Annotated in this window: 23 protein-coding genes; 3 read left to right on the forward strand and 20 right to left on the reverse strand. The window is 66.6% G+C overall.

Annotated elements, in window-relative coordinates:
• Positions 1 to 46 precede the first annotated feature (46 nt).
• The 8 genes from paaI to paaA are packed head-to-tail and all read right to left on the reverse strand — an operon-like array spanning position 47 to position 6,725.
• Positions 47 to 499, reverse strand: coding sequence for a hydroxyphenylacetyl-CoA thioesterase PaaI (gene paaI / locus AKI39_RS16960; RefSeq protein WP_066638495.1), 453 nt, complete (start codon positions 497 to 499; stop codon positions 47 to 49).
• Positions 499 to 1,293, reverse strand: coding sequence for a 2-(1,2-epoxy-1,2-dihydrophenyl)acetyl-CoA isomerase PaaG (gene paaG, locus AKI39_RS16965; protein WP_066638498.1), 795 nt, complete (start codon positions 1,291 to 1,293; stop codon positions 499 to 501). Before paaG ends, paaI begins: the two co-directional genes overlap by 1 nt.
• A gap of 28 nt (positions 1,294 to 1,321) precedes the next feature.
• Positions 1,322 to 2,986 carry a phenylacetic acid degradation protein PaaN gene (gene paaN, locus AKI39_RS16970; RefSeq protein WP_066638503.1) on the reverse strand — a complete coding sequence of 555 codons (1,665 nt, stop codon included), beginning with the start codon at positions 2,984 to 2,986 and terminating at the stop codon, positions 1,322 to 1,324.
• 32 nt (positions 2,987 to 3,018) lie between these two features.
• Complete coding sequence (gene paaE, locus AKI39_RS16975; RefSeq protein ID WP_066638506.1) at positions 3,019 to 4,095, reverse strand: 1,2-phenylacetyl-CoA epoxidase subunit PaaE; 1,077 nt, start codon at positions 4,093 to 4,095, stop codon at positions 3,019 to 3,021.
• A gap of 13 nt (positions 4,096 to 4,108) precedes the next feature.
• On the reverse strand, positions 4,109 to 4,651 hold the full coding sequence (paaD, locus tag AKI39_RS16980) for a 1,2-phenylacetyl-CoA epoxidase subunit PaaD (RefSeq protein ID WP_066638509.1): 543 nt from the start codon (positions 4,649 to 4,651) through the stop codon (positions 4,109 to 4,111).
• Complete coding sequence (gene paaC, locus AKI39_RS16985) at positions 4,645 to 5,409, reverse strand: 1,2-phenylacetyl-CoA epoxidase subunit PaaC (protein ID WP_066638512.1); 765 nt, start codon at positions 5,407 to 5,409, stop codon at positions 4,645 to 4,647. Before paaC ends, paaD begins: the two co-directional genes overlap by 7 nt.
• 8 nt (positions 5,410 to 5,417) lie before the next feature.
• The gene (gene paaB, locus AKI39_RS16990; protein WP_066638578.1) at positions 5,418 to 5,705 is read right to left on the reverse strand and encodes a 1,2-phenylacetyl-CoA epoxidase subunit PaaB; all 288 of its coding nucleotides are present in this window, start codon (positions 5,703 to 5,705) and stop codon (positions 5,418 to 5,420) included.
• A gap of 36 nt (positions 5,706 to 5,741) precedes the next feature.
• Positions 5,742 to 6,725 carry a 1,2-phenylacetyl-CoA epoxidase subunit PaaA gene (gene paaA, locus AKI39_RS16995; RefSeq protein WP_066638583.1) on the reverse strand — a complete coding sequence of 328 codons (984 nt, stop codon included), beginning with the start codon at positions 6,723 to 6,725 and terminating at the stop codon, positions 5,742 to 5,744.
• A gap of 149 nt (positions 6,726 to 6,874) precedes the next feature.
• Here paaA and paaX point away from each other — a divergent pair, with 149 nt between their 5' ends.
• Positions 6,875 to 7,822 carry a phenylacetic acid degradation operon negative regulatory protein PaaX gene (gene paaX, locus AKI39_RS17000; protein ID WP_066643212.1) on the forward strand — a complete coding sequence of 316 codons (948 nt, stop codon included), beginning with the start codon at positions 6,875 to 6,877 and terminating at the stop codon, positions 7,820 to 7,822.
• A 6-nt stretch (positions 7,823 to 7,828) separates the two neighbouring features.
• On the opposite strand, the gene orn is transcribed toward paaX, so the two are convergent.
• The gene (orn, locus tag AKI39_RS17005; protein WP_066638584.1) at positions 7,829 to 8,374 is read right to left on the reverse strand and encodes an oligoribonuclease; all 546 of its coding nucleotides are present in this window, start codon (positions 8,372 to 8,374) and stop codon (positions 7,829 to 7,831) included.
• Positions 8,375 to 8,432: 58 nt separating this feature from the next.
• Between orn and AKI39_RS17010 the strand changes: the two genes are divergently transcribed.
• Positions 8,433 to 9,683, forward strand: coding sequence for a M48 family metallopeptidase (locus tag AKI39_RS17010; protein WP_066638587.1), 1,251 nt, complete (start codon positions 8,433 to 8,435; stop codon positions 9,681 to 9,683).
• A gap of 188 nt (positions 9,684 to 9,871) precedes the next feature.
• Positions 9,872 to 10,708, forward strand: coding sequence for a ribosome small subunit-dependent GTPase A (gene rsgA, locus AKI39_RS17015; protein WP_066643216.1), 837 nt, complete (start codon positions 9,872 to 9,874; stop codon positions 10,706 to 10,708).
• Positions 10,709 to 10,740: 32 nt separating this feature from the next.
• On the opposite strand, the gene AKI39_RS17020 is transcribed toward rsgA, so the two are convergent.
• From AKI39_RS17020 to AKI39_RS17070, 11 genes are all read right to left on the reverse strand, one after another.
• Entirely contained in the window at positions 10,741 to 11,484 is a 744-nt protein-coding gene (locus AKI39_RS17020) for a CoA pyrophosphatase (RefSeq protein ID WP_066643219.1), read from the reverse strand.
• A 93-nt stretch (positions 11,485 to 11,577) separates the two neighbouring features.
• Positions 11,578 to 11,988, reverse strand: coding sequence for a 50S ribosomal protein L19 (rplS, locus tag AKI39_RS17025; protein ID WP_066638592.1), 411 nt, complete (start codon positions 11,986 to 11,988; stop codon positions 11,578 to 11,580).
• A 139-nt stretch (positions 11,989 to 12,127) separates the two neighbouring features.
• Complete coding sequence (locus AKI39_RS17030) at positions 12,128 to 12,496, reverse strand: hypothetical protein (protein ID WP_066638597.1); 369 nt, start codon at positions 12,494 to 12,496, stop codon at positions 12,128 to 12,130.
• A gap of 24 nt (positions 12,497 to 12,520) precedes the next feature.
• Positions 12,521 to 13,783, reverse strand: a complete 1,263-nt coding sequence (locus tag AKI39_RS17035) for a PA0069 family radical SAM protein (RefSeq protein ID WP_083229126.1) — start codon at positions 13,781 to 13,783, stop codon at positions 12,521 to 12,523.
• 201 nt (positions 13,784 to 13,984) lie between these two features.
• Complete coding sequence (locus tag AKI39_RS17040) at positions 13,985 to 15,280, reverse strand: sulfate adenylyltransferase subunit 1 (protein ID WP_066638598.1); 1,296 nt, start codon at positions 15,278 to 15,280, stop codon at positions 13,985 to 13,987.
• A gap of 21 nt (positions 15,281 to 15,301) precedes the next feature.
• Positions 15,302 to 16,210: a sulfate adenylyltransferase subunit CysD gene (gene cysD, locus AKI39_RS17045; protein WP_066638600.1), complete on the reverse strand. Its 909-nt coding sequence runs from the start codon at positions 16,208 to 16,210 to the stop codon at positions 15,302 to 15,304.
• 35 nt (positions 16,211 to 16,245) lie between these two features.
• A complete protein-coding gene (locus tag AKI39_RS17050) occupies positions 16,246 to 17,025 on the reverse strand; it encodes a phosphoadenylyl-sulfate reductase (protein ID WP_083228897.1) in 780 nt (259 codons plus the stop codon).
• A gap of 33 nt (positions 17,026 to 17,058) precedes the next feature.
• Positions 17,059 to 18,120 (reverse strand): sulfate/molybdate ABC transporter ATP-binding protein, encoded by a 1,062-nt coding sequence (locus AKI39_RS17055; protein ID WP_066638603.1) that lies wholly within the window; start codon positions 18,118 to 18,120, stop codon positions 17,059 to 17,061.
• 90 nt (positions 18,121 to 18,210) lie between these two features.
• A complete protein-coding gene (gene cysW, locus AKI39_RS17060; protein WP_083228898.1) occupies positions 18,211 to 19,242 on the reverse strand; it encodes a sulfate ABC transporter permease subunit CysW in 1,032 nt (343 codons plus the stop codon).
• A complete protein-coding gene (cysT, locus tag AKI39_RS17065; RefSeq protein ID WP_443103648.1) occupies positions 19,206 to 20,063 on the reverse strand; it encodes a sulfate ABC transporter permease subunit CysT in 858 nt (285 codons plus the stop codon). The genes cysW and cysT overlap by 37 nt, the downstream gene beginning before the upstream one ends.
• A 52-nt stretch (positions 20,064 to 20,115) precedes the next feature.
• The gene (locus AKI39_RS17070; protein ID WP_066638612.1) at positions 20,116 to 21,150 is read right to left on the reverse strand and encodes a sulfate ABC transporter substrate-binding protein; all 1,035 of its coding nucleotides are present in this window, start codon (positions 21,148 to 21,150) and stop codon (positions 20,116 to 20,118) included.
• Positions 21,151 to 21,253: the final 103 nt, after the last annotated feature.

The raw sequence follows: 21,253 nt of genomic DNA on the forward strand, positions 1-21,253 counted from the left end.
CCGCGCGGCCGGGCCCGGCCGTCCGCGCCGTCCTGCCGCCGGCGCGTCAGTCGCCGACGATCTGCCCCTTGATGCGATACGATCGGCCGCGGAACAGCGCGACCGCCTGGCCATCCTGGTTGTTCACGATCACGTCATACACGCCGGTGCGGCCGGCCAGCGACCGCTCGCGCGCCGTGGCCGTCAGCACGTCGCCTTCACGCGCGGGCGCCAGGAAGTCGATGGTGCAGCCCGAGGCGACCGTGCTGGCGTTGCGCGAATTGCAGGCAAAGGCGAAAGCGCTGTCCGCCAGCGAAAAAATGAACCCGCCGTGGCAGGTGCGGTGCCCGTTCAGCATGTCGCCCCGGACCGGCATGGTAAGCGTGGCGTGGCCGGGGCCGATATCGTCCAGGCGCATGCCCAGCGCCTGGCTGGCGGCATCGGCGGCGTACATGGCATGCGCCACCGTGCGGGCCAGCGCGGCGGGATCGCCGGACAACAGGGACGCGTCATCGTTCATCATCGCCCCTGGAAGCGCGGCTCACGTTTTTCCAGGAAGGCCGCCACGCCTTCCGCGTAGTCCTCGCTGCGGCCGAGTTCGCGCATCATCTGCACCTCCAGCGCCAGCTGTTCGTCCAGGGTGTGGTCCAGGCTGGCATGCAAGGCGCGCTTGGTATAGGCCAGGCCCTTGGTCGGCGCCGCGGAGAAATGCCGGCACAGGCGCTCCAGGGTGTCGTCGAACGCGTCGTCCGGCACGCATTGCCAGATCAGGCCCCACTGTTCCGCCTGGCGCGCCGTGATTCGTTCGCCCAGCATAGCCATGCCCATGGCACGCGCCCGTCCGGCCAGCCGCGGCAGCACATAGGTGCCGCCCGTATCCGGGATCAGCCCCAACCGGCAGAACGCTTCAATGAAGCTGGCCGATTCCTTGGCGATGACGATATCGCCCGCCAGCGCGAGGTTGGCACCGGCCCCCGCGGCGACACCGTTCACCCCCACGACCACGGGCAGCGGCAGGGCGTGCAGCCGACGCACCAGCGGCGCGTAGTATTTTTCGACGGTCTCGCCCAGGTCGACCGGGGCCGCGCCAGGCGCGGGACGGCGTTCGCTCAGGTCCTGCCCGGCGCAGAATCCCCTGCCCGCACCGGTGATCAGCAGCACGCGGGCGGATGCGCCTTGCACTTGGTCCAGGGCCTGTGCCACTTCGCCATGCATGCGCGCGGTGAAGCTGTTCAGCTTGTCGGGGCGGTTCAGGGTCAGGCGGGCTATGCCGTCCTGCAGCGAGAACCGGATGTCTTCGTACGATGTCGTCATGATGCGGACGTTCCTTGGATTCGCGGTATCAGATGTGCCAGCGGGCCTGCACGACGCGGAAGCGGTTTGCCACGTAGGCGCTGTCACACAGCGATGCATTGGCCGCGGGATTGGCGCCGGTGCCGTGGAAATCGCTGAATGCCGCCGATTGGTTGACGAATATGCCACCCGTAAGATTAAGCGACAGCGAAACGCCGGCGTCCTCCGCCGCATCGCGGACCGCGCGCGCGACCTGTGCATCGGTGGTGTAGGCCGACAGCGTCAGCGCGCCGTTTTCGTGCGCGCTATCGCGCGCCAGCCCGATGCTGTGCGCGGTGCTGTCCGTTTCGACGACGAAAGCCACCGGGCCGAACCATTCGCGCGCGATGGCGGGATGGCCCGCCTGCGCCCGCAGCAAGAGCGGCGTGCGGATACGCGCGCCGTCGAATTGCGGATGCGTGATGGCGCGGCTTTGCGCCAACTCCGGCATGCCCAGGCCCCGTGCTTCTTCGATGCGCGCCAGCGTGGCCTCGCTCTGGATGCCGCCCAGCAGGTCGGCCGCCTTGGCCTCGTCCGCCGTCATGGCCTGCAGCGCGGCGGCAATGGCATCCGCCACCTCGTCGAAGCTCGCGTGGCCCTGCGCCGTGCGAATGCCGTCACGGGGCACGTAGATGTTCTGCGGCGCGGTGCACATCTGGCCGCTGTAGAGCGTGAGTGAAAACGCCAGGTTGCGCGCCGCGGCCTTCAGGTCGTCGACGGAATCGACGATGACCGTGTTGACGCCGGACTTTTCGGTGTAGACCTGCGCCTGCCGCGCATGCTGCTCCAGCCATTCGCCGTTCGCCTTACTGCCCGTGAAATCGACGATCTTGACCTGCGGATGGGTGGCCAGCGCCTGCGCCGTCTCGTCGCCCGCGGCATGCGGAACGAGCAGCACCACGTCGGGATCGTAGCCGGCTTCGCCCAGCACTTCGCGCGCGATGCGCACGGTAATGGCCAATGGCAGGATGGCCGTGGGATGCGGCTTGACGATCACCGTATTGCCGGTTGCCAGGCTGGCGAACAGCCCGGGATAGCCATTCCAGGTGGGAAAGGTCGAACAGCCGATCACCAGGGCGACGCCGCGCGGAACCACGGTGTAGTGCTTCTCCATGCGCACCGGATCCTGCTTGCCCTGGGGCTTTTCCCAGACGATCTGCTCGGGGATGCGGGCCATTTCCTGCCAGGCATAAGCCACGGCTTCCAGGCCGCGATCCTGCGCGTGCGGTCCGCCGGCCTGGAAGGCCATCAGGTAGCCCTGGCCGGTCGTATGCTGCACGGCATGGGCGATCTCGAAACTGGCGCGGTTCAGCCGTTGCAGGATTTCCAGCGATACGCCGACCCACGCGCGGGGGCCGGCGCGGCGCCAGCCGGCCAGCGCGCGCGCCGAGGCAGCCACCGCTGCTTGCGGCGACAGGCGCGGATAAGTGATGTGCAGATCGAAGCCGAACGGGGAACGCTCGCCGCCCGCCATGCGGTCGGCCCCCGCCACCTGCATCGGGAAATCGCCGCCGCGCAGCGCCTCGAAGGCGGCGCGGCCCGCTTCGCCGGCCGTTTCGCCGTAATTGCGCGGGCTGGGCGACTCCGGGTAAGGGCTCCAGTACTCACGCGTCGCGCTGGCGCGGACGGCCCGGTCCAGCAGCTCGCGATGTCGTTCGAAAAAATCCACGGTCACGATTGTCTCCTCGATGAGCGGCCGCGGGCCGCTCAGGTTTCCTGGTCGAAATCCAGTACCAGCGTGTCGCTGACGGGATAGCTTTGGCAACTCAATATGAAGCCGCGAGCGACTTCGTAGTCTTCCAGGGCGAAATTCGCGTCCATGTCGACTTCGCCCTCCACGACCTTGCATCGGCAAGTGGAGCAGACGCCCCCCTTGCAGGAGTACGGCAGCTCGATGCCCTGCGCCAGCGCGGCGTCCAGCACGCTGTCGCGGTTCTTGTCGATGGTAAAGCTGCGGCGATGCCCGTCCTGCACCACGGTGACGCGGCACTGCGCCTGGCCTGCCGCGGCGCCGCGGGACCGGGGGCCGGGAACGGCGCGGGGCGCGCCGAACAACTCGAACTTGATGCGCGCGCGCGGCACGCCCAGGGCCTCCAGGGTGGGAACGACGTCCTCGATCATGGTCTGCGGTCCGCACAGGAACACGTAATCGATGTCCCGCACCCGCAGCCACTGCGTCAGCAGGGCCCGCACCTTGGCACCGTCCAGGCGCCCATTGAAGAGCTCGACGTCCTGGGTCTCGCGGCTCATGACGTGGCACAGCGAAAAGCGCGCCATGTAACGGTTCTTGAGGTCTTCCAGTGCCTCGCGAAACAGCACCGACGACGAGGCCCGATTGCCGTAGAACAGCGTGACGCGGCAGTCGGGCTCGGTGGCCAGCGCCGCCTTGATCAGCGAATACACCGGCGTGATGCCGCTGCCGACGGCGAACGCGACGAAATGCCGCGCCTGCCCGGGGGCGAACTCGATGGTGAACTCGCCGTCCGGCGGCATCACGTCCAGCATGGCGCCGGGGCGCAGCTCGCGATTGGCCCAGCTGGAAAACGCGCCGTCGTCCACCCGCTTGATCGCTACCTTCAAGGCACCTTCGTCCGGCGAGGAGCAGATCGAATAGGAGCGCCGCAATTCCTCGGCGCCCACGTGCGTGCGCAAGGTCAGGTACTGGCCAGGACGGAATGCGAACTGCCGTGCCAGCGCCGGCGGCAGATCAAAGGTCAGCACGACCGCATCGCGCGTATCGCGCGCCACGTCGACAACCTTAAGCGGGTGAAACGAACTGGCCATGGCGCTCGCGTCGTCAATGGGATTTGAAGTAGTCGAAGGGTTCGCGGCAGGCATTGCAGCGGTACAGGGCGCGGCAGGACGTGGCGCCGAAGCCGCTGAGCACGCGCGTATCCGCCGAGCCACAATGCGGACAGGCCACCGCTGGCGCGGCGCGGCGCGCGATGCCGGACACGTCGATGGCGCGTTCCACGGGCGGCGCGATGCCTTCGGCCAGCAAGGCCTGCCTGCCGCGTTCCGACAGCCAGTCCGTGGTCCAGGCCGGCGCCAGCCGCGTGCGCACCGCGATGGCACCGATGCCATGCCCGCGCAGCACCCCTTCGATATCCTGGGTGATTTCCCGCATCGCGGGGCATCCCGAATAGGTGGGCGTGATCGTGACCACGCAGACGGGCGCGGCAGGTGGACCTTCCCAGGCGATGTCGCGCACGATGCCCAGGTCCATGACGGACAGCGTGGGCAGCTCGGGATCCCGCACGGCGTGCAGCCAGCGCGCGATACGTTCCGGTGGCAGGCGCGTAGGCAGCGCCGGCTCCTCCAGGCGGCCGGGCGCTACCATGTCGCCCCCGGATAAGCGCGTTGCAGAAACTGCATCTCGGCCAGCAGCGGTCCCAGCGCCTCGGTGTGCCGCCCTTGCCGGCCGCCGCGATAGGCAGCGTGGTGGGCCAGGGATTCGTCGGGCACGTCCAGGGTCGCCTCATCCAGCACTGCGCGCACCTGCGCGAGCCAGGGCGGGCGCAAGCCGGCCAGCGGACAGGCGATACCGCGCCGGGCTGCTTCGACGTCGACCGGGTCGTCCACGAAAAGCTCCCCGGTATAGGGCCACGCGTCGTCCACCGCCGCCTGCATGCGGGCGTGGCTTTCCGGCGTTCCATCACCCAGGCGCACGACGATATCGGCGGAACGGCGGGCGTGGTAAGCCGCTTCCTTGACGGCCTTTTGCGCGATGGCCGCGACGCGCGGCTCGGAAGATGCGGCCAGCCGGTCCAGCAGGAAGTAATGCCAGGCATCGAAGAAGAACTGCCGCGCCATCGTGTCGGCATAGTTGCCGTTAGGCCTTTCCACCAGCAGCGCATTGCGGAACTCGTGCGCATCGCGCAGGTAGGCAAGCTGGTCTTCGTCGCGGCGGGCGCCTTCGGCCTCGGCCGCCAGCGTCAGCCACAGCCGCGCCTGGCCCAGCAGATCCAGCGCCGTATTCGTCAGCGCCAGGTCTTCTTCCAGGATGGGGCCGTGGCCGCACCAGGCGGACAGCCGCTGCGACAGGATCAGCGTCGTATCACCCATGCGCAGCGCGAAATCGAACAGGCAGCGGTCCATCGCGGCTCCTACATGTGTTTGACTTCGTCCGGCATCGGGAAGAAGGTCGGATGACGGTAGACCTTGCCGCGGGCGGGATCGAACAACGCGTCCTTGTCGGCCGGGTCGCTGGCCACGATATCGGCCGCGCGCACCACCCAAATGCTCATGCCTTCGTTGCGACGCGTGTAGACGTCCCGCGCATTCAACAAGGCCATTTCGGCGTCGGGCGCGTGCAGGCTGCCGACGTGCTTGTGCGCCAGGCCATGCTGGCCTCGGATGAAGACCTCCCAAAGAGGCCAGTGCTTCTCGTCCATGCGGTCTCCCTGTTCGCCGCCGTGCCAGGCCCGGATTCAGGCGGCCTTGCGCTGGCGCTGTTTTTCGGCATGGGCGGCCATGGCCTCACGCACCCATGCGCCCTCTTCGTGGGCCCGCACGCGCGCCTGCAGGCGTTCGCGGTTGCAGGGCCCGTGGCCGTCCAGCACGGCGCGGAATTCCGCCCAGTCGATTTCACCGAAATCGTAGTGCCCGCGCTCCGCATTCCAGCGCAGGGCCGCGTCTGGGATCCGCAACCCCAGGTAGTCCGCCTGCGGCACCGTCTGGTCGACCATCTTCTGGCGCAGCTCGTCATTGGAAAACAGCTTGATCCGCCAGCGCGTGGAACGCGCGCTGTTCGGCGATTCGGCGTCGGGCGGCCCGAACATCATCAAGGCGGGCCACCACCAGCGATCCAGCGCATCCTGGCACATCGCCTTCTGTTCGGGCGTGCCATGCAGGCACATCTGGATCAGCAGGTCATAGCCCTGGCGCTGGTGGAAGGATTCCTCCTTGCAGATGCGTACCATCGCGCGGGCATAGGGGCCATAGGAACAGCGGCACAGGGGAATCTGGTTGATGATCGCCGAGCCGTCCACCAGCCAGCCGATCATGCCGATATCGGCCCAGGTCAGCGTGGGGTAATTGAAGATGCTGGAATACTTGGCCTTACCGGTGTGCAAGTCCTCGATCATCGCGTCGCGCGACGTGCCGAGGGTTTCCGCGGCGCTGTATAGGTACAGGCCGTGCCCGCATTCATCCTGCACCTTGGCCAGCAGGATGGCCTTGCGCTTGAGCGTCGGCGCGCGGGATATCCAGTTGCCCTCCGGCAGCATGCCCACGATTTCGGAATGGGCGTGCTGCGAAATCTGGCGGACCAGCGTCCTGCGATAGGCGTCCGGCATCGCGTCGCGCGGTTCGATGCGCACCCCGGCATCGATGCGCCGCTGGAATGCGACCTCCGCCGGATCGGCGTCGAAGGCCGTTTCGAGGTGCCCAGGTTCTGGCGCGTGCGCATCCATGATGGTTGTCTCCTGCCTGACGCTTCACGGCGTCATGGCGATGAGACGATTATTTAATACAGAAATTTCTCTGTCAAACGTATTTCTGTATCACATTTGATTTATGTATCATGTCCCCGTCATCCATGCAGGATCATCCCTTCATCCCCATGGCCCCTGCCGCGTCCGCGCTGGAACGCCTTACCGCCCGGCTGATCAAGGCCGACCCGCCGAGGGCGAAATCGCTGTGCGTCAGCCTGCTGGGCGACGCCATGGAACCGCATGGCGGGGCGATCTGGCTGGGCGACCTGATCGCCTTGCTGCTGCCGCTGGGCATCAACGAACGCCTGCTGCGCACCAGCGTGTTCCGCCTGGTGGCCGAGGGTTGGCTGCAAGCCGAACGGCACGGCCGCCGCAGCCTGTACCGGCTGTCGCCGCAGGGCGCGCGCAATACGGGGCATGCCGGCCAACGCATCTACCAGGCCGCCGAACCGCCCTGGAATGGCGAATGGACGCTGGTGATCATCCCCCGCATGAACGGCAACGGACTGGCCGAGCGCACTGAACTGCGGCGCGCCCTGGAATGGGAAGGCTATGGCATGGTCGCCCCAGGCGTGTTTGCCCACCCGCGCGCGCACCCAGATGCCGCCGGCGGCATCCTCGAATCGCTGGGCATACCGGACAAGGCCGTGGTGCTGGCCGCTCGGGACTTGCCCGGCGTGGGGGCCCTGCCCCTGGCGGCGCTGGCGTCACAATGCTGGAATCTGGCCGACCTGGCGGACCAATACCGTGCGTTCACACACCAGTTCGCGCCGCTGGAGAAAACGCTGGACGCCGACAGGGCGGAAAACCGTGGCGCACCGCCGCCCGCCGCGGCGTTCGCCGCCCGCATGCTGCTGCTGCATCGGTGGCGGCGCATCGTCCTGCATGACCCGCGGCTGCCAGCCGACATGCTGCCGCCGGACTGGCCGGGCCATCCGGCGCGTGCGCTGTGCCGGCGGCTGTACTGGGCTGTGTTCGACGCGTCCGAAACGCATCTGCAAGCCGTCGCCGGACACGGCGACGCGCACTACCGGCCGCTGGCGGCCGAGGCGCTGCAGCGCTTCGGAGGAAGGTAGCCGGCGTCAAACCTTCAGGAAATGCTCCCGATAGTGCTTGAGTTCATCGATGGAGTCGTGGATGTCGGCCAGGGCTTCGTGCCGGCTCTTTTTTTCGAAGCTCTTGTAGACGTCTGGCCGCCAGCGGCGGGCCAGTTCCTTCAAGGTGCTGACATCCAGGTTGCGGTAATGGAAGAATTGCTCCAGCCGCGGCATGTAGCGGAACATGAAGCGTCGGTCCTGGCTGATGGTATTGCCGCACAGGGGCGACTTGCCGGCCGGCACATGCTGCGACAGGAAGGCGATCAGGATGTCTTCGGCCTGGGCTTCGCTAAGGGTGGATGCCTTGACCTTGTCGATGAGCCCGCTTTTGCCATGGGTGGACTTGTTCCAGTTGTCCATCGCGTCCAGCAGGCTGTCAGGCTGGTGGATGGCCAGCGCCGGGCCTTCGGCGACGATGGTCAGGTCGGGCTCGGTGACAACCACCGCCACTTCGATGATGCGTTCTTTTTCAGGATCCAGGCCGGTCATCTCCATGTCGAGCCAGACCAGGCGGTTCTCGTTCAGAGCCATATAATTTGCCTTTTGAAAATCCGATTTTCTCATATCGGTTTCCCGAGCCGGACCCTCCATGCTGACACTGTTGTTCGTTGCACTCCTGCTGGTCGATATCGGCATCAGGCTCTGGCTGTCCACGCGGCAAATCCGCCATGTCACCCGTCACCGGGACCGCGTGCCCGACGAATTCGCCAATCGTATCGGCCTGGCCAGCCACCAGCGCGCGGCCGACTACACGGTCGCCCGCGTTCGGCTGGGCATGGTGGAACGCGTGTTCGACGCCGCGGTGCTGGTCGCCCTTACCCTGCTGGGGGGGCTGCAGGCCATCGACCTCTTCGCCGCGCGCCTCACCGACAATGACTTCCTGCACCAGATGCTGCTGCTCGTCCTGACCGGCCTGCTGCTGGGGGCGCTGGAGCTGCCCTTCACCGTTTGGCGCCAATTCCGGCTCGAAGCCCGTTTCGGTTTCAACCGCATGACGCCCGCCCTCTTCATTTCGGACATGCTCAAAGGCATCGCCCTTACCGCCGTGATCGGCTTGCCCCTGATCGCCGCCATCCTGTGGCTGATGGGCAAGGCGGGCTCGCTGTGGTGGATCTGGGCCTGGGGCGTGTGGGTCGGCTTCAGCTTGTTGACACTGCTGCTGTTTCCCATGGTCATCGCGCCCTTGTTCAACAAATTCACGCCGCTGGCGGACCAGGACCTGTCCAATCGCATCCGGCAGCTGGTGCAGCGCTGCGGCTTCGCCATCAATGGCCTGTTCGTCATGGACGGATCGCGGCGCTCCGGCCATGGCAACGCGTATTTCACGGGCTTCGGCAAATCGCGGCGCATCGTGTTCTTCGACACGCTGCTGTCCCGGCTGAACGGCGACGAGATCGAAGCGGTGCTGGCGCATGAGCTCGGGCACTTCGCCCGCCGCCACATCGCGCGCCGCATCGCGGTCAGCTTCGCCGTCGCACTGGGCTTTTTCGCGCTGCTGGGCTGGCTGGCACGCCAGCCATGGTTCTACGAGCAACTGGGCGTCCTGCCCCGCCTGGATGGCCGCAACGACGCAATGGCGCTGCTGTTGTTCTTCCTGGCCGTACCGGTATTCACCTTTCTGTTCACGCCCATCGCCAGCTGGTATTCGCGGCGTGATGAATTCCAGGCGGACGACTACGCGGCCCGTCAAAGCTCGGCCCAGCAACTGGTATCGGCGCTGGTCAAGCTGTATGACGACAACGCGGCCACCCTGACGCCGGACCCTCTCCATTCCGCGTTCTACGATAGCCATCCGCCGGCGGCGGTCCGCATCCGGCACCTGGGCGCGGCCGCTCGATGAGCCGCCACAACCGCCCCGCGCGACTCGGACGCCAGGAAGTCGCATCCGCCACGCCGGCGGACAAGCCCAAGGCCAAGGGCCTGGAGACGGCAGATAGCCAGGACCACGACGGCCCGGGCGGCGAACATCCGGCCGCGCTGCTGGATGGCCGTATCGTGGCAGCCCACGGCCGCCACTATCTGGTGGAAATGGCCGACGGCGCCTTGTGGCAGTGTTTCCCGCGCGGCAAGAAAGGCGGCGCGGCGGTGGGCGATCGCGTGCACGTCGCACCGCAGGGCCGCGACGAGGGCGTCATCGAGCAGATCCTGCCCCGCAGCAATCTGCTGTACCGCTCGGACGACATGCGTACCAAGCAGTTCGCCGCCAATGTCGATCGGCTGTTCATCGTGGTGGCCGTGGTCCCGACGTTCGCGGACGACCTGGTCGGCCGCGCCCTGGCGGGCGCCTGGAGCGTCGGCATCACGCCGCTGATCGTGCTGAACAAGATAGACCTGCGGCAGGGCCTGGACGAAGCGCGGGCGCGGCTGGCACCGCTGGCGCGCCTGGGGGTGCCGGTGCTCGAAGTCAGTGCCCTGGATACGCAGGCCACGCGCCGGACGCTGTTCGCGCACATGAAGGGACATGTGAGCTTGCTGCTGGGCCAGAGCGGCATGGGTAAATCGACGCTGCTCAACGACCTGATCCCGGGGGCCAACGCCGCCACGCGGGAACATTCCACTGCCCTGGACATGGGCCGGCACACGACCACCAGCACGCGGCTTTACCATTTACCCGACGGCGGCGACCTGATCGATTCCCCGGGCTTCCAGGCATTCGGCCTGCAACACCTGTCCCGCGAAGAGATCGAGCGAGGTTTTCCCGAATTCGCCGCCTACGCGGCGCAATGCCGCTTCTACAACTGCACGCATCAGCACGAACCGGGTTGCGGCGTGCTGCAAGCCCTGGCGGACAAGCATATCGATGCCGCTCGCCACGCGCTGTACACGCGCATCCTGCAGGAAAACGCCGCGGCACAGCGCTATTGAAGACGCCTGCCACGCTAGTGAGGGGTAATCGGCTATTCAGGCACGGTATCGCGTGCGGTGGGATCGCACAGCATGTGATACAGGTTGCGCAGCATCGCCGCCGTGGCGCCCCAGATGAAGTACTTGCCCCAGGGCATCGAGTAGTAGCGCCGCACACGCCCGTCCGGCAGCTCGACCCGATGCAGGCGGTGGTTGGCCGGGTCCGTGATGAAGGACAGCGGGACTTCGAAGATCTCCGCGACCTCGAAAGCGTCCGGTACCAGTTGGAAGCCCGGCCGCACCAGCGCGACGGCCGGCGTGATGGAAAACCCCGTCGCGGTCAGATAGGCCGGCATCGTGCCCAGCACCTCTACCCACTCCGCCCCCAGGCCCGTTTCTTCCTGCGTCTCGCGCAAGGCCGCGGCGATCGGGTTCGGATCGGTATCCTCGATCCGTCCGCCTGGGAAACTGATCTGGCCGGCGTGATCATGCAGATGGGCGGTGCGCTGTGTCAGCATGACCGTCACGCCCTCTTCCCGCATCACCAGCGGGATCAGCACCGCCGCCAGCACGGGCGGCCCTTCACGCCCGGGATAGCGCAGGTCGCCGTTCAAGGGCAGTTGCACCGGCAAGCCTGCCGGATGCTGCAGCACGCGGCGCAGCTCGTCCACGGCCAGCGCCTCCGGCGGCACGGCGCGCAAGCCTTCGTTGGCGGCAACCCAGGGCTGGACCGCCGCGTCAAAGGCGGGTCGGATGATGGGACGACGCGGACGCGACGAAGGAGGCTGGTCAGGCATGAGGAAGGCGCGGAATGGACGAAAAAACAAAAAGGCACCCGCTGGGGGTGCCTTTGCTGACGCGGGACCGACTGGCGGTACCCGTCATCGCGATCAGGACGCGGCGCCCTCGGCAGCCTGGGCCGATTGCGCGGCAGCCTGACGGCTGACCAGCTTTTCCTTGATACGAGCGGACTTGCCCGAACGATCGCGGAGATAGTACAGCTTGGCACGGCGAACGTCACCGCGGCGCTTCACCTCGATGGAGGCGATCTGCGGCGAATACAGCTGGAATGTACGTTCCACGGCCTGGCCCGACGAAATCTTGCGCACGATGAAGGCCGAATTCAGGCCGCGGTTGCGCTTGGCGATGACCACGCCTTCGAAAGCCTGCACACGCTTGCGCGTACCTTCGACAACGTTGACGCTGACGACCACGGTGTCGCCGGGCGCGAAAGACGGCATCGTCTTGTCGGCGGTCAGGCGCTTGATTTCTTCCTGTTCCAGGATAGCGATAAGGTTCATGAGAACTCCGAAATCATCATGCCATGCGATTGTTATGATGAAACCTGCGCCGCATGCAGAGGATGACGTTTGGCAAACCCAGCATTCTACATGAAATCAGGGGCTTAGGTAAACAGCCCCCAGGTAGGCAGCCCTGACGTCAGAATCCAGCGGCCGCCCCCAGCCACATCAGGGCCGGAATCATGGCGCCCCACATGGCCACCAGCAGGATATCCACCACCATCTGCCGCACGGTTACGTCCCTGTCCGCGGCGAATACAGCCGCGGAGGCGATGGAACCCACGGCGGCACCCGCCGGCGCGCTGACCAAGGCTTGGTCCGCCATACCGGTGTTGGCGGTGCTGGCGGGCTGGGTGGCGGCGAATCCCCCGCCCCCCTGGGTGTACCGCCGGCCATGGCGGAAAGGCGACAGCAAAGGCGTCAGGACCCGAGCCCACGCCCGGCGTGCTGGCGGCGCGGGCGGGAACGGCCATTTGCTTGGGAATTGCGATTCGGCGGCGAGATTCATGCGGGCGCTCCTTGGGAGACAGACTTAGTCGAATAGACCCAGCTGCCTCGCGGGCGCAGGTCCATGTGCAAGATCCGGCCTCGTCGAAGACGAAAAAAGGGCCGGAGCAATAAACTGCTTGGTATCCAGTTGCAGGCGCTGCCGGTTCAGTCCGGCCTTGCGTACCGCTATGTCGAAACGCTGCCGCAGCAGGTCGGCCCAGATGCCGGTGCCCCGCATCCGCGTGCCGAAGCGCGGGTCGTTGCGCTTGCCTTCTCGCATGTCTTCGATGCGGTGCAGGACGCGTTCGGCGCGGTCGGGAAAATGCGCCTGCAGCCATTCCTCGAAAACAGGCCTGACTTCCCAAGGCAGCCGGACCACGGTGTAGCTGGCGTAATAGGCGCCCGCCTGGGCGGCCTCGTCGATGATGCGTTCGAGGAACTCGTCGGTGATGAAGGGGATGACAGGCGCTGCCAGCACCCCCACGGGAATGCCAGCATCCGCCAGCTTGCGTACCGCCTGAAGGCGCCGCCAGGGGGCGGATGCACGAGGCTCCAGGGTGCGCGAGACGTCGGCATCCAAAGAGGTAATGCTGATGTAGACCGCCGCCAGATTGCGCCGCGCCAGCGCCTGCAGCAGATCCAGGTCGCGTTCGATCAGGGCATTCTTGGTGACGATGGTCAGGGGGTGGCCCGTTTCCAGCAGTAATTCGATGACGCCCCGCGTCAGGCGCCAGGTACGTTCGATGGGCTGGTAGACATCGGTGGCCGACCCGATATTGATGGGCTCCACCTGATATCCCGGGTGAGCCAGTTCCGCCCGCAGGGCGTCCACGGCGTTGGCTTTCGCGACGAGCCGGGTTTCGAAATCCAGCCCCGGGGAGTAGCCCAGGTAGGCGTGGGTCGGACGGGCATAGCAATAGGCGCAGCCGTGTTCGCAGCCACGGTAGGTGTTCACGGCACGATCGAACGGGACGTCCGGGGAATCGTTGCGCGACAACAGCTTGCGCGCCTGCTCCACGGCGACCGTGGTGGTCCCGACGCGGCGGGCGTCGGTGTCGTCCTGCGCCTGCTGCAGCGGATACGTGGGATACCGGGCACCGGGAGAGTGTCCAGCGACGGAAGAAGCGGATAGAATGAAGGGGACGGATTCGGCCAGTGCCGGCTCGTCCGCCGGATCCACGGCGCTTCGTTCATCCTGCTGGAAACGATGCCGAACATTAGTAACCGCACCCCGACCGCGCAAGGCGGCGGGGGCGGCAGCCGGGGACCCAGAACCGGCAAAAACGGAATGATCGGTACGTGCCATGTAGATACTGTACATCCATACAGTACTTCTGGCAAGAACCTGCCGCCGTTTTTTTGGCGACGTCCAACTTTACCCCAAGTCCGGCGGCCGCTGGGGCCAATTTCCGGGACTGTGGCTTTGTCGCAAAACCCGCATGAAATAAGGCTTTGCGGGCGATGCCATGGTAAAAGCGCGCTCCGCCCCCGCCCGATTCGCGGGGGTTCAGCGCAGCATGCCGGCCGCCGCCGTCTGATGCGTCGATTCGTCGATCAGGATGAATGCGCCGGTGGCCGCGACATCGTCGTAGCGGTCCGTCGACAGCGGATCGCGCGTGGCGATCAACACCTTGCCGATATCGTTCATCGCAAGCGTGTCGACCTCGCTGTCGATCTCGCGCAGCTCATGGATATCGCGCCGTGTCACGACCCGGATCTTCGCGGTGGTGAGCCGCGTGCCGTGCTTCAGCCAATACCTGCGCGCCGGATTCAGCGGCTGCGTATCCAGCCAGCACACTTCAGCTTCCAAGTCCTTGCCGACTCGCGCCGGCGCCGTGGCGTGCGACAGCACATCGCCGCGCGATACGTCGACATCGCGATCCAGCACCACGATGACCGAATCCCCAGCCTGTGCACGGGACAGGATGCGATCGTGCGCGCGCACTTGCACCACGCGGGCCGCCGTGCCGGACGGCTGCACCAGGACATCGTCGCCCGGCCGCAGCGTGCCGCTGGCGATCCGGCCCGCATAGCCGCGGAAATCGTGGGCGCTGTTGCCGCCGTGGCGCACCACCCACTGCACGGGAAACCGCAGGGGCGCATCGGCGCCGTCGACGGAGGGATCCAGCGCTTCCAGCAGATCCAGCAGCGGCGCGCCGTCGTACCAAGGGGTGTGCGCGGACGGCGCCACGACGTTGTCGCCGTTCAGCGCCGACAAGGGCAGCACCTGGAAGTCCGCGATGCCGATGCGACGGGCCAGGTCGGCGTAGGCATCGCGTATCCGCTCGAACACCGCACGGTCCCAGGCCAGCAGGTCCATCTTGTTGATCGCGACGATGATGTGCCGAATACCGAGCAGGCGGGCGATGGCGCTGTGCCGTTTCGTCTGCGGCAGCAGCGTGCCGTCGGCAGCGCGCGTCGCGTCGATCAGGATCACCGCCACGTCAGCGGTGGAGGCTCCCGTGACCATGTTGCGGGTGTACTGCTCGTGGCCAGGCGCATCGGCGACGATGAACTTGCGGCGCGGCGTGGCGAAGTAGCGGTAGGCCACGTCGATGGTGATGCCCTGTTCCCGTTCGGCCTCCAGGCCGTCCGTCAGGAGCGCGAAATCGATGCCGTCGCCGGCTACCCGCTTGTACTTGGCGCGGGCGATGGCATCCAGTTGATCCGCGTACACGCTTTTGCTGTCGTACAGCAGACGGCCGATCAAGGTGGACTTGCCGTCGTCGACCGAGCCGGCCGTGATCAGGCGGATGACAGTCGTCTCGCCCGAGGGAAGAAAGGATTCGTTGATTGCATTCATGCTGTGTGCTCCCGGCCGGCTTCAGAAATAGCCTTCCTTCTTGCGGCGCTCCATGGAGGCCTCGGAGGTCTGGTCGTCCATGCGCGTGGCGCCGCGTTCGGTAACGTCGCTCAGCGCGGTCTCGGCGATGATGGCCTGGTTGTCGGCGGCATCGGAGGCCACCGGGCAGGTGCACGAGATATCGCCGACGGTGCGGAACCGCACCGACAGGGTTTCCACCTGTTCGTCCGCCTGCGGCGGCGTCGAGGGTGTGACCGGCACCAGCAGGCCGCGGCGCCGCACCACGTCGCGCCGATGCGCGTAGTAGATCGACGGCAGCGCCAGGTCTTCGCGGGCGATGTACTGCCACACGTCCAGTTCGGTCCAGTTGGAGATCGGGAATACCCGCATGTTTTCGCCGCGGTGCACGCGCGTGTTGTACAGGCTCCAGACTTCCGGGCGCTGGCTCTTGGGATCCCACTGGCCAAACTCGTCGCGGAAGGAAAAGATGCGTTCCTTGGCGCGCGCCTTTTCCTCGTCGCGCCGCGCGCCGCCGATGCAGGCGTCGAAGCCGAATTCGGCGATGGCTTCCAGCAGCGTGACCGCCTGGGCGGCATTGCGTGAATCGGTTTCCTTGCGCAGCACCACCGAACCACGCGCCAGCGAGTCCTCCACGCTGCGCACGACCAGCCGTTCGCCCAATTCCGCTGCGCGGGCGTCACGGAACTGGATGACTTCGGGGAAGTTGTGCCCCGTATCGATATGCATCAGGGGAAAGGGAAACCGGGCCGGCCGGAAGGCCTTTTCCGCCAGGCGCAGCAGCACGCAGGAATCCTTGCCGCCGGAGAACAGCAGGACCGGCTTCTCGCATTCAGCCGCGACCTCGCGCATGATGAAAATTGCTTCGGACTCCAGCCAATCCAGATGGCTGCGGGTATGAACGGTAGACATGGGCGGTCTCGCTTGCTTCGGGGAAAAACGGCGCGTCAGGCCTTGGCGGCGGCGGCATCCCGGGCGTGGCCGCCCACTGGGTGGCCGGCACGGTGGCCGTCATCGTTGCCCGCGTGCAATCCGCACTCCTTGCTGTCGGAGGATTCCCACCACCAGCGCCCGGCTCGGACGTCTTCGCCGGGCCGGATGGCCCGCGTGCAGGGCTCGCAGCCGATGGAGGGATAGCCGCGGTCATGCAGCGGGTTGTAGGGAATATCCAGCAAGCGGATCGCGTGCCAGACCTCCGCTTCTTCCCACGCCGCCAGGGGATTGAACTTGTACAGGCCGAAAACCGCATCCTGCTCCGCTTCGGCCAGGCTGCCGCGCGTCGCCGCCTGGGCGCGCCGCTGGCCGGTGATCCAGGCGCCCCGCCCCGCCAGCGCGCGCGTCAGGGGTTCCACCTTGCGGATATGGCAGCAGGCCTGGCGCAGTTCCCGGCTTTCATAGAAGGCGAAGGCGCCATGCGCCGCGACATGCGCCTCGACCGTCTCTTGCCGCGGCCGGTACACCGTCGGCCGCCGGCCATAGCGGCGCTCGATGACGTCCAGCATGGCCAGGGTCTGCGCATGCAGGCGCCCCGTATCCAGCGTGAAGACCTCGATCGGCAGGCCGCTGGTATGAATGGCATGCGTCAGCACCATGTCCTCGGCCGCCAGGGAAGAAGCCAGCGCCGCATCGGGATAGCGCGCGGCGATGTCGGCCAGTTGGCGCAGCAGCTCGGACCAGCGCGTGGCGATGGCGATGTCTGGATGGGAGGCGGACGCGATACGGGTCATGGCGATAAGGACAGACTCGAGCAAGCGCGCGGTTCAGGCGCCTGCGGGAAAGATGCGGCCCCGGCGCGGACGCGCCAGCAGCATCGCGCCTTCGCGCAGATCCAGGCCGTGGTAGTCGTCTTCGGACAACTGCGCCTCCAGCAGGGCGCCGTCCTCGCGCTGCAGCTCCAGGAAGGCGCTGGGACCTGCCAGGTAGGCATGGTTCAGCTTGACCGCGATACCCTCGCCCGTTGGCGCATAAGGCACGATATCGAGTTCATGCGGCCGCACGTAGGCCACGGCACGTTGTTCGTCCAGGCCATCGAAAGCCGGCGCGGGCAGCGCGATGCCATTCGCCCGCCACTGGCCGCCGGCGGCATAGCCCTCGATCTGGTTGACGTCGCCCAGGAAGCCGTAGACGAAAGGCGTGGCCGGGTGCGCCCACACGTCGCGCGGCGTGCCCACCTGTTCGATGTGGCCGGCGTTCATCACGACGACGCGGTCGGCCACTTCCAGGGCCTCTTCCTGGTCGTGTGTGACGAACACGCTGGCCACGTGCAGTTCATCGTGCAGCCGGCGCAGCCAGCGGCGCAACTCCTTGCGCACCTTGGCGTCCAGCGCGCCGAAAGGCTCGTCCAGCAGCAGGACGCGCGGCTCCACCGCCAGCGCGCGGGCCAGCGCGATGCGCTGGCGCTGCCCGCCGGACAGCTGCCCCGGGTAGCGGTCGGCCAGCCAGTCCAGCTGCACCAGGCCCAGCAGCGCATGCACTTTTTCCTTGATGGCGGCCTCGTTGGGGCGCTGGCCGCGCGGCTTGATGCGCAGACCGAACGCGACGTTCTCGAACACCGTCATGTGGCGGAACAGCGCGTAATGCTGGAATACGAAGCCGACCTGCCGCTCGCGCACATGCACGTCCGTGCTGTCCTCGCCGGAGAAATAGATGCTGCCGCTGTCCGGCGTTTCCAGGCCCGCGATGATGCGCAGCAAGGTGGTCTTGCCGCAGCCGGACGGCCCCAGCAGCGCGACCAGTTCGCCTGAGTCGATGTGCAGATTGACATCGCGCAAGGCCTGGAAAGCGCCGAAGTGCTTGTTGACCGATTTGATCTCGATATCCATGAGTATTCCTTGATCCTTATCCGAGCTCAGCCGCGCGACGCGTCAGCGGCACACCCAGGCGCCTGCAGGGCCGCCGGCACCGCGTGGACATCATCCTAGTTCTCCATGACGCCCCGCGCCACCCGCCACGCACGAAACAGGTAGGCCGCGACCGGGGACGGCGCGGAGCCGGCTTTGCCGGTCCGCGACCGTCGCCCCCTTGAGGGGGAAGCGCAAAGCGCTTCGGGGGTGGGCCTGCCGCAACCGCGCCACGGCCCCCGCGTGCCGCCATTGCACCACGGTTTTGACGGCCAGCGTGACGAGGGCCAGCACGGCCAGCAGCGACGCGACCGAGAATCCCGCCTGGATCTGGTATTCGTTGTAGAGAATTTCCACCTGCAGGGGAATGGTGTTGGTCAGGCCGCGGATATGCCCGGATATGACGGAGACAGCGCCGAATTCGCCCATCGCACGCGCATTGCACAGGATCACGCCATACAACAGGCCCCAGCGGATGTTGGGCAGGGTGACGTGCCAGAATGTTTGCCAGCCGCGCGCGCCCAGGACGATGGCGGCTTCTTCCTCCTCGCTGCCCTGGGCCTGCATCAGCGGGACCAGCTCGCGTGCCACCAGTGGCAGCGTCACGAAGGTGGTGACCAGCACGATGCCGGGCACGGCGAAAGCGATCTTCAGGTCGTGCGCCATCAGCCACGGCCCCATCCAGCCCTGCGCCCCGACGATCAGCATGCAGGAAAGGCCGGCCACCACGGGGGAGACGGAAAACGGCAGGTCGATCAGGGTGAGCAGCACGGATTTCCCGCGAAATTTATGCTTGGCGATCGCCCAGGCGACCGCTACGCCGAAGGCCATGTTCATGGGCACGCAGATCGCCGCGGTCTGTAGCGTCAGCAGGATGGCCGACAACGAATCCGGCTGCGCCAGCGCGGCCACGTAGGCATCCGCTCCCTTGCGCAAGGCTTCGATGCACACGGTGCATAGCGGCAGGACAAGGAACAGCGTCAGGAAGGCGGCCGCCGCCACGATCAGCGACACGCGCCCGATGCGCCCGGAGGGCAAAGGTGAACGCGACACCAGGGAAGACGCCCTCACGGCAGCCCTCCGTCCTGGACGCGACGGCGCCATGCCTGCAGGCCGTTGATCCCCAGCAGCATCGCGAAGGACAGGCCCAGCAGCACCGCGCCGATCGCGGCGGCGCCGGCATAGTCGAACTGTTCCAGCTTGACGAGTATCAGCAAGGGCGCGATTTCCGACACCATGGGCATATTGCCCGCGATGAAAACCACCGAACCGTATTCCCCGATCGCGCGGGCGAACGCCATCGCGAAGCCGGTCAGCAGCGCCGGCGTGATGGCGGGCAGCAGCACACGGATGAACACCTGGACGGGCCTCGCGCCCAGGCTGGATGCGGCCTCCTCCAGCGCGGCCTCGACGTCCTCCAGCACCGGCTGCACCGTGCGCACGACGAAGGGAATGCCGATGAAGATAAGCGCGACGACGATGCCCGCGGGCGTGTAGGCGATCTTGATACCCAGCGGCGCGAGCAGGCCGCCTATCCAGCCGTGCGGACCCAGCAGCGCCGCCAGCGCGATACCGGCGACCGCGGTGGGCAGCGCGAACGGCAGGTCGACCAGCGCATCGAGCAGGCGTTTGCCGGGAAACCGGTAGCGCACCAGGACCCATGCCACCAGAAGGCCGAAGACCAGATTGACCAGCGCCGCGATCAAGGATGCGCCGAAGGTGACGCGATACGCCGCCAGCACCCGCGGCGAGGCGACGGCGGCGGCGAAGGCGTCCCACGTCAAGCCGGCGGCCTTGATGACCAAGGCCGATAGCGGCAGCAGCACCAAGACGCCCAGATACAGGAGGGATAGGCCGAGCGTCAGGTTCAGGCCCGGCAGCAGCGAGGGCGTACGTGCGCCGCGGCGACCCGATGGCAGGGGCAGCACGGGGGGCGGCTCGCGCGTGGGCGAGATCATCGTGGCCATCGCCAGGCGGCTACTGCTTGACATAGATCTGGTCGAATATCCCGTTATCGGCGAAATGCAGCTTGTCCACCGCGGGCCAGCCGCCCAGGTCACGAATGGTGAACAGGTCCAGCTTCGCGAACCGCGATGCATACCGAACCTTGGCTTTCTCGCCGGTGGGCCGGTAGTCATTGCGGGCGATGAGGTCTTGCGCTTCGTCGGAATACAGATACTTCAGATAGGCTTCGGCCACGTCGCGCGTACCCTTGCGATCGACATTCTTGTCGACGACTGCCACCGTGGGTTCGCACAGCACGCTCAGGGCCGGCACGACGATATCGAGCTGGCCCGCGCCGAATTCCTTCTGCGCCAGGAAGGCATCGTTTTCCCAGGAAATCAGCACGTCGCCCACGCCGCGTTGCGCGAACGTGATGGTCGACCCGCGTGCGCCGGAATCCAGCAACGGCACATTGCGGTAGAGTTTTTCAATGAAGGCCCTGGCGCCTGCCTCGCCGGAAACGCGGCGCGCGTGCTCCCATGCCGCAAGATAATTCCAGCGTGCGCCGGCCGACGTCTTGGGGTTGGGCGTGATGACCGACACCCCGGGCTGGACCAGGTCGTCCCAGCCCTTGATCCCTTTGGGGTTGCCCTTGCGCACCAGCAGAATGATCGTGGATGTATACGGGGAGGAATTGCCGGGAAGGCGGCCTTGCCATCCCGGCCTGACGAGGCCGCCATGGGCGACCAGCGCCTCGACATCCGGGGCCAGGCCCAGCGTGACCACATCGGCGTCGACGCCGTCGATGACGCTGCGCGCCTGCTTGGAAGAACCGCCATGCGAATTCCGGATGGAGACGTCCTGGCCGGTCCTGTCTTTCCAGTACTTCGCGAACAAGGGGTTGTACTGCGCATACAGCTCCCGTGTGGGATCGTAGGACACGTTCAGAAGTTCGAGCGGACGCCCCTGCCCGCGCGCGGCCGGCCCCAGCGGGCTCAATCCCATGCAGGCGGACGCCAGGCCCAGCGACCGTTTCAGGAAGTCCCGCTTGTGCTTGTCGTGCGTCATGGCGTCCGTTTGGGCGATGTTGCCCCGCGGGGCATTATGGGTCTGCTCGGGCGACGCGCGAGCGCCTCACGATGAAGCGGCATTGTGCGGGCGATGTCCGGCG

Origin of the sequence: Bordetella sp. H567, from assembly GCF_001704295.1 — a bacterium.
Classification (GTDB): Bacteria; Pseudomonadota; Gammaproteobacteria; order Burkholderiales; family Burkholderiaceae_B; genus Bordetella_C.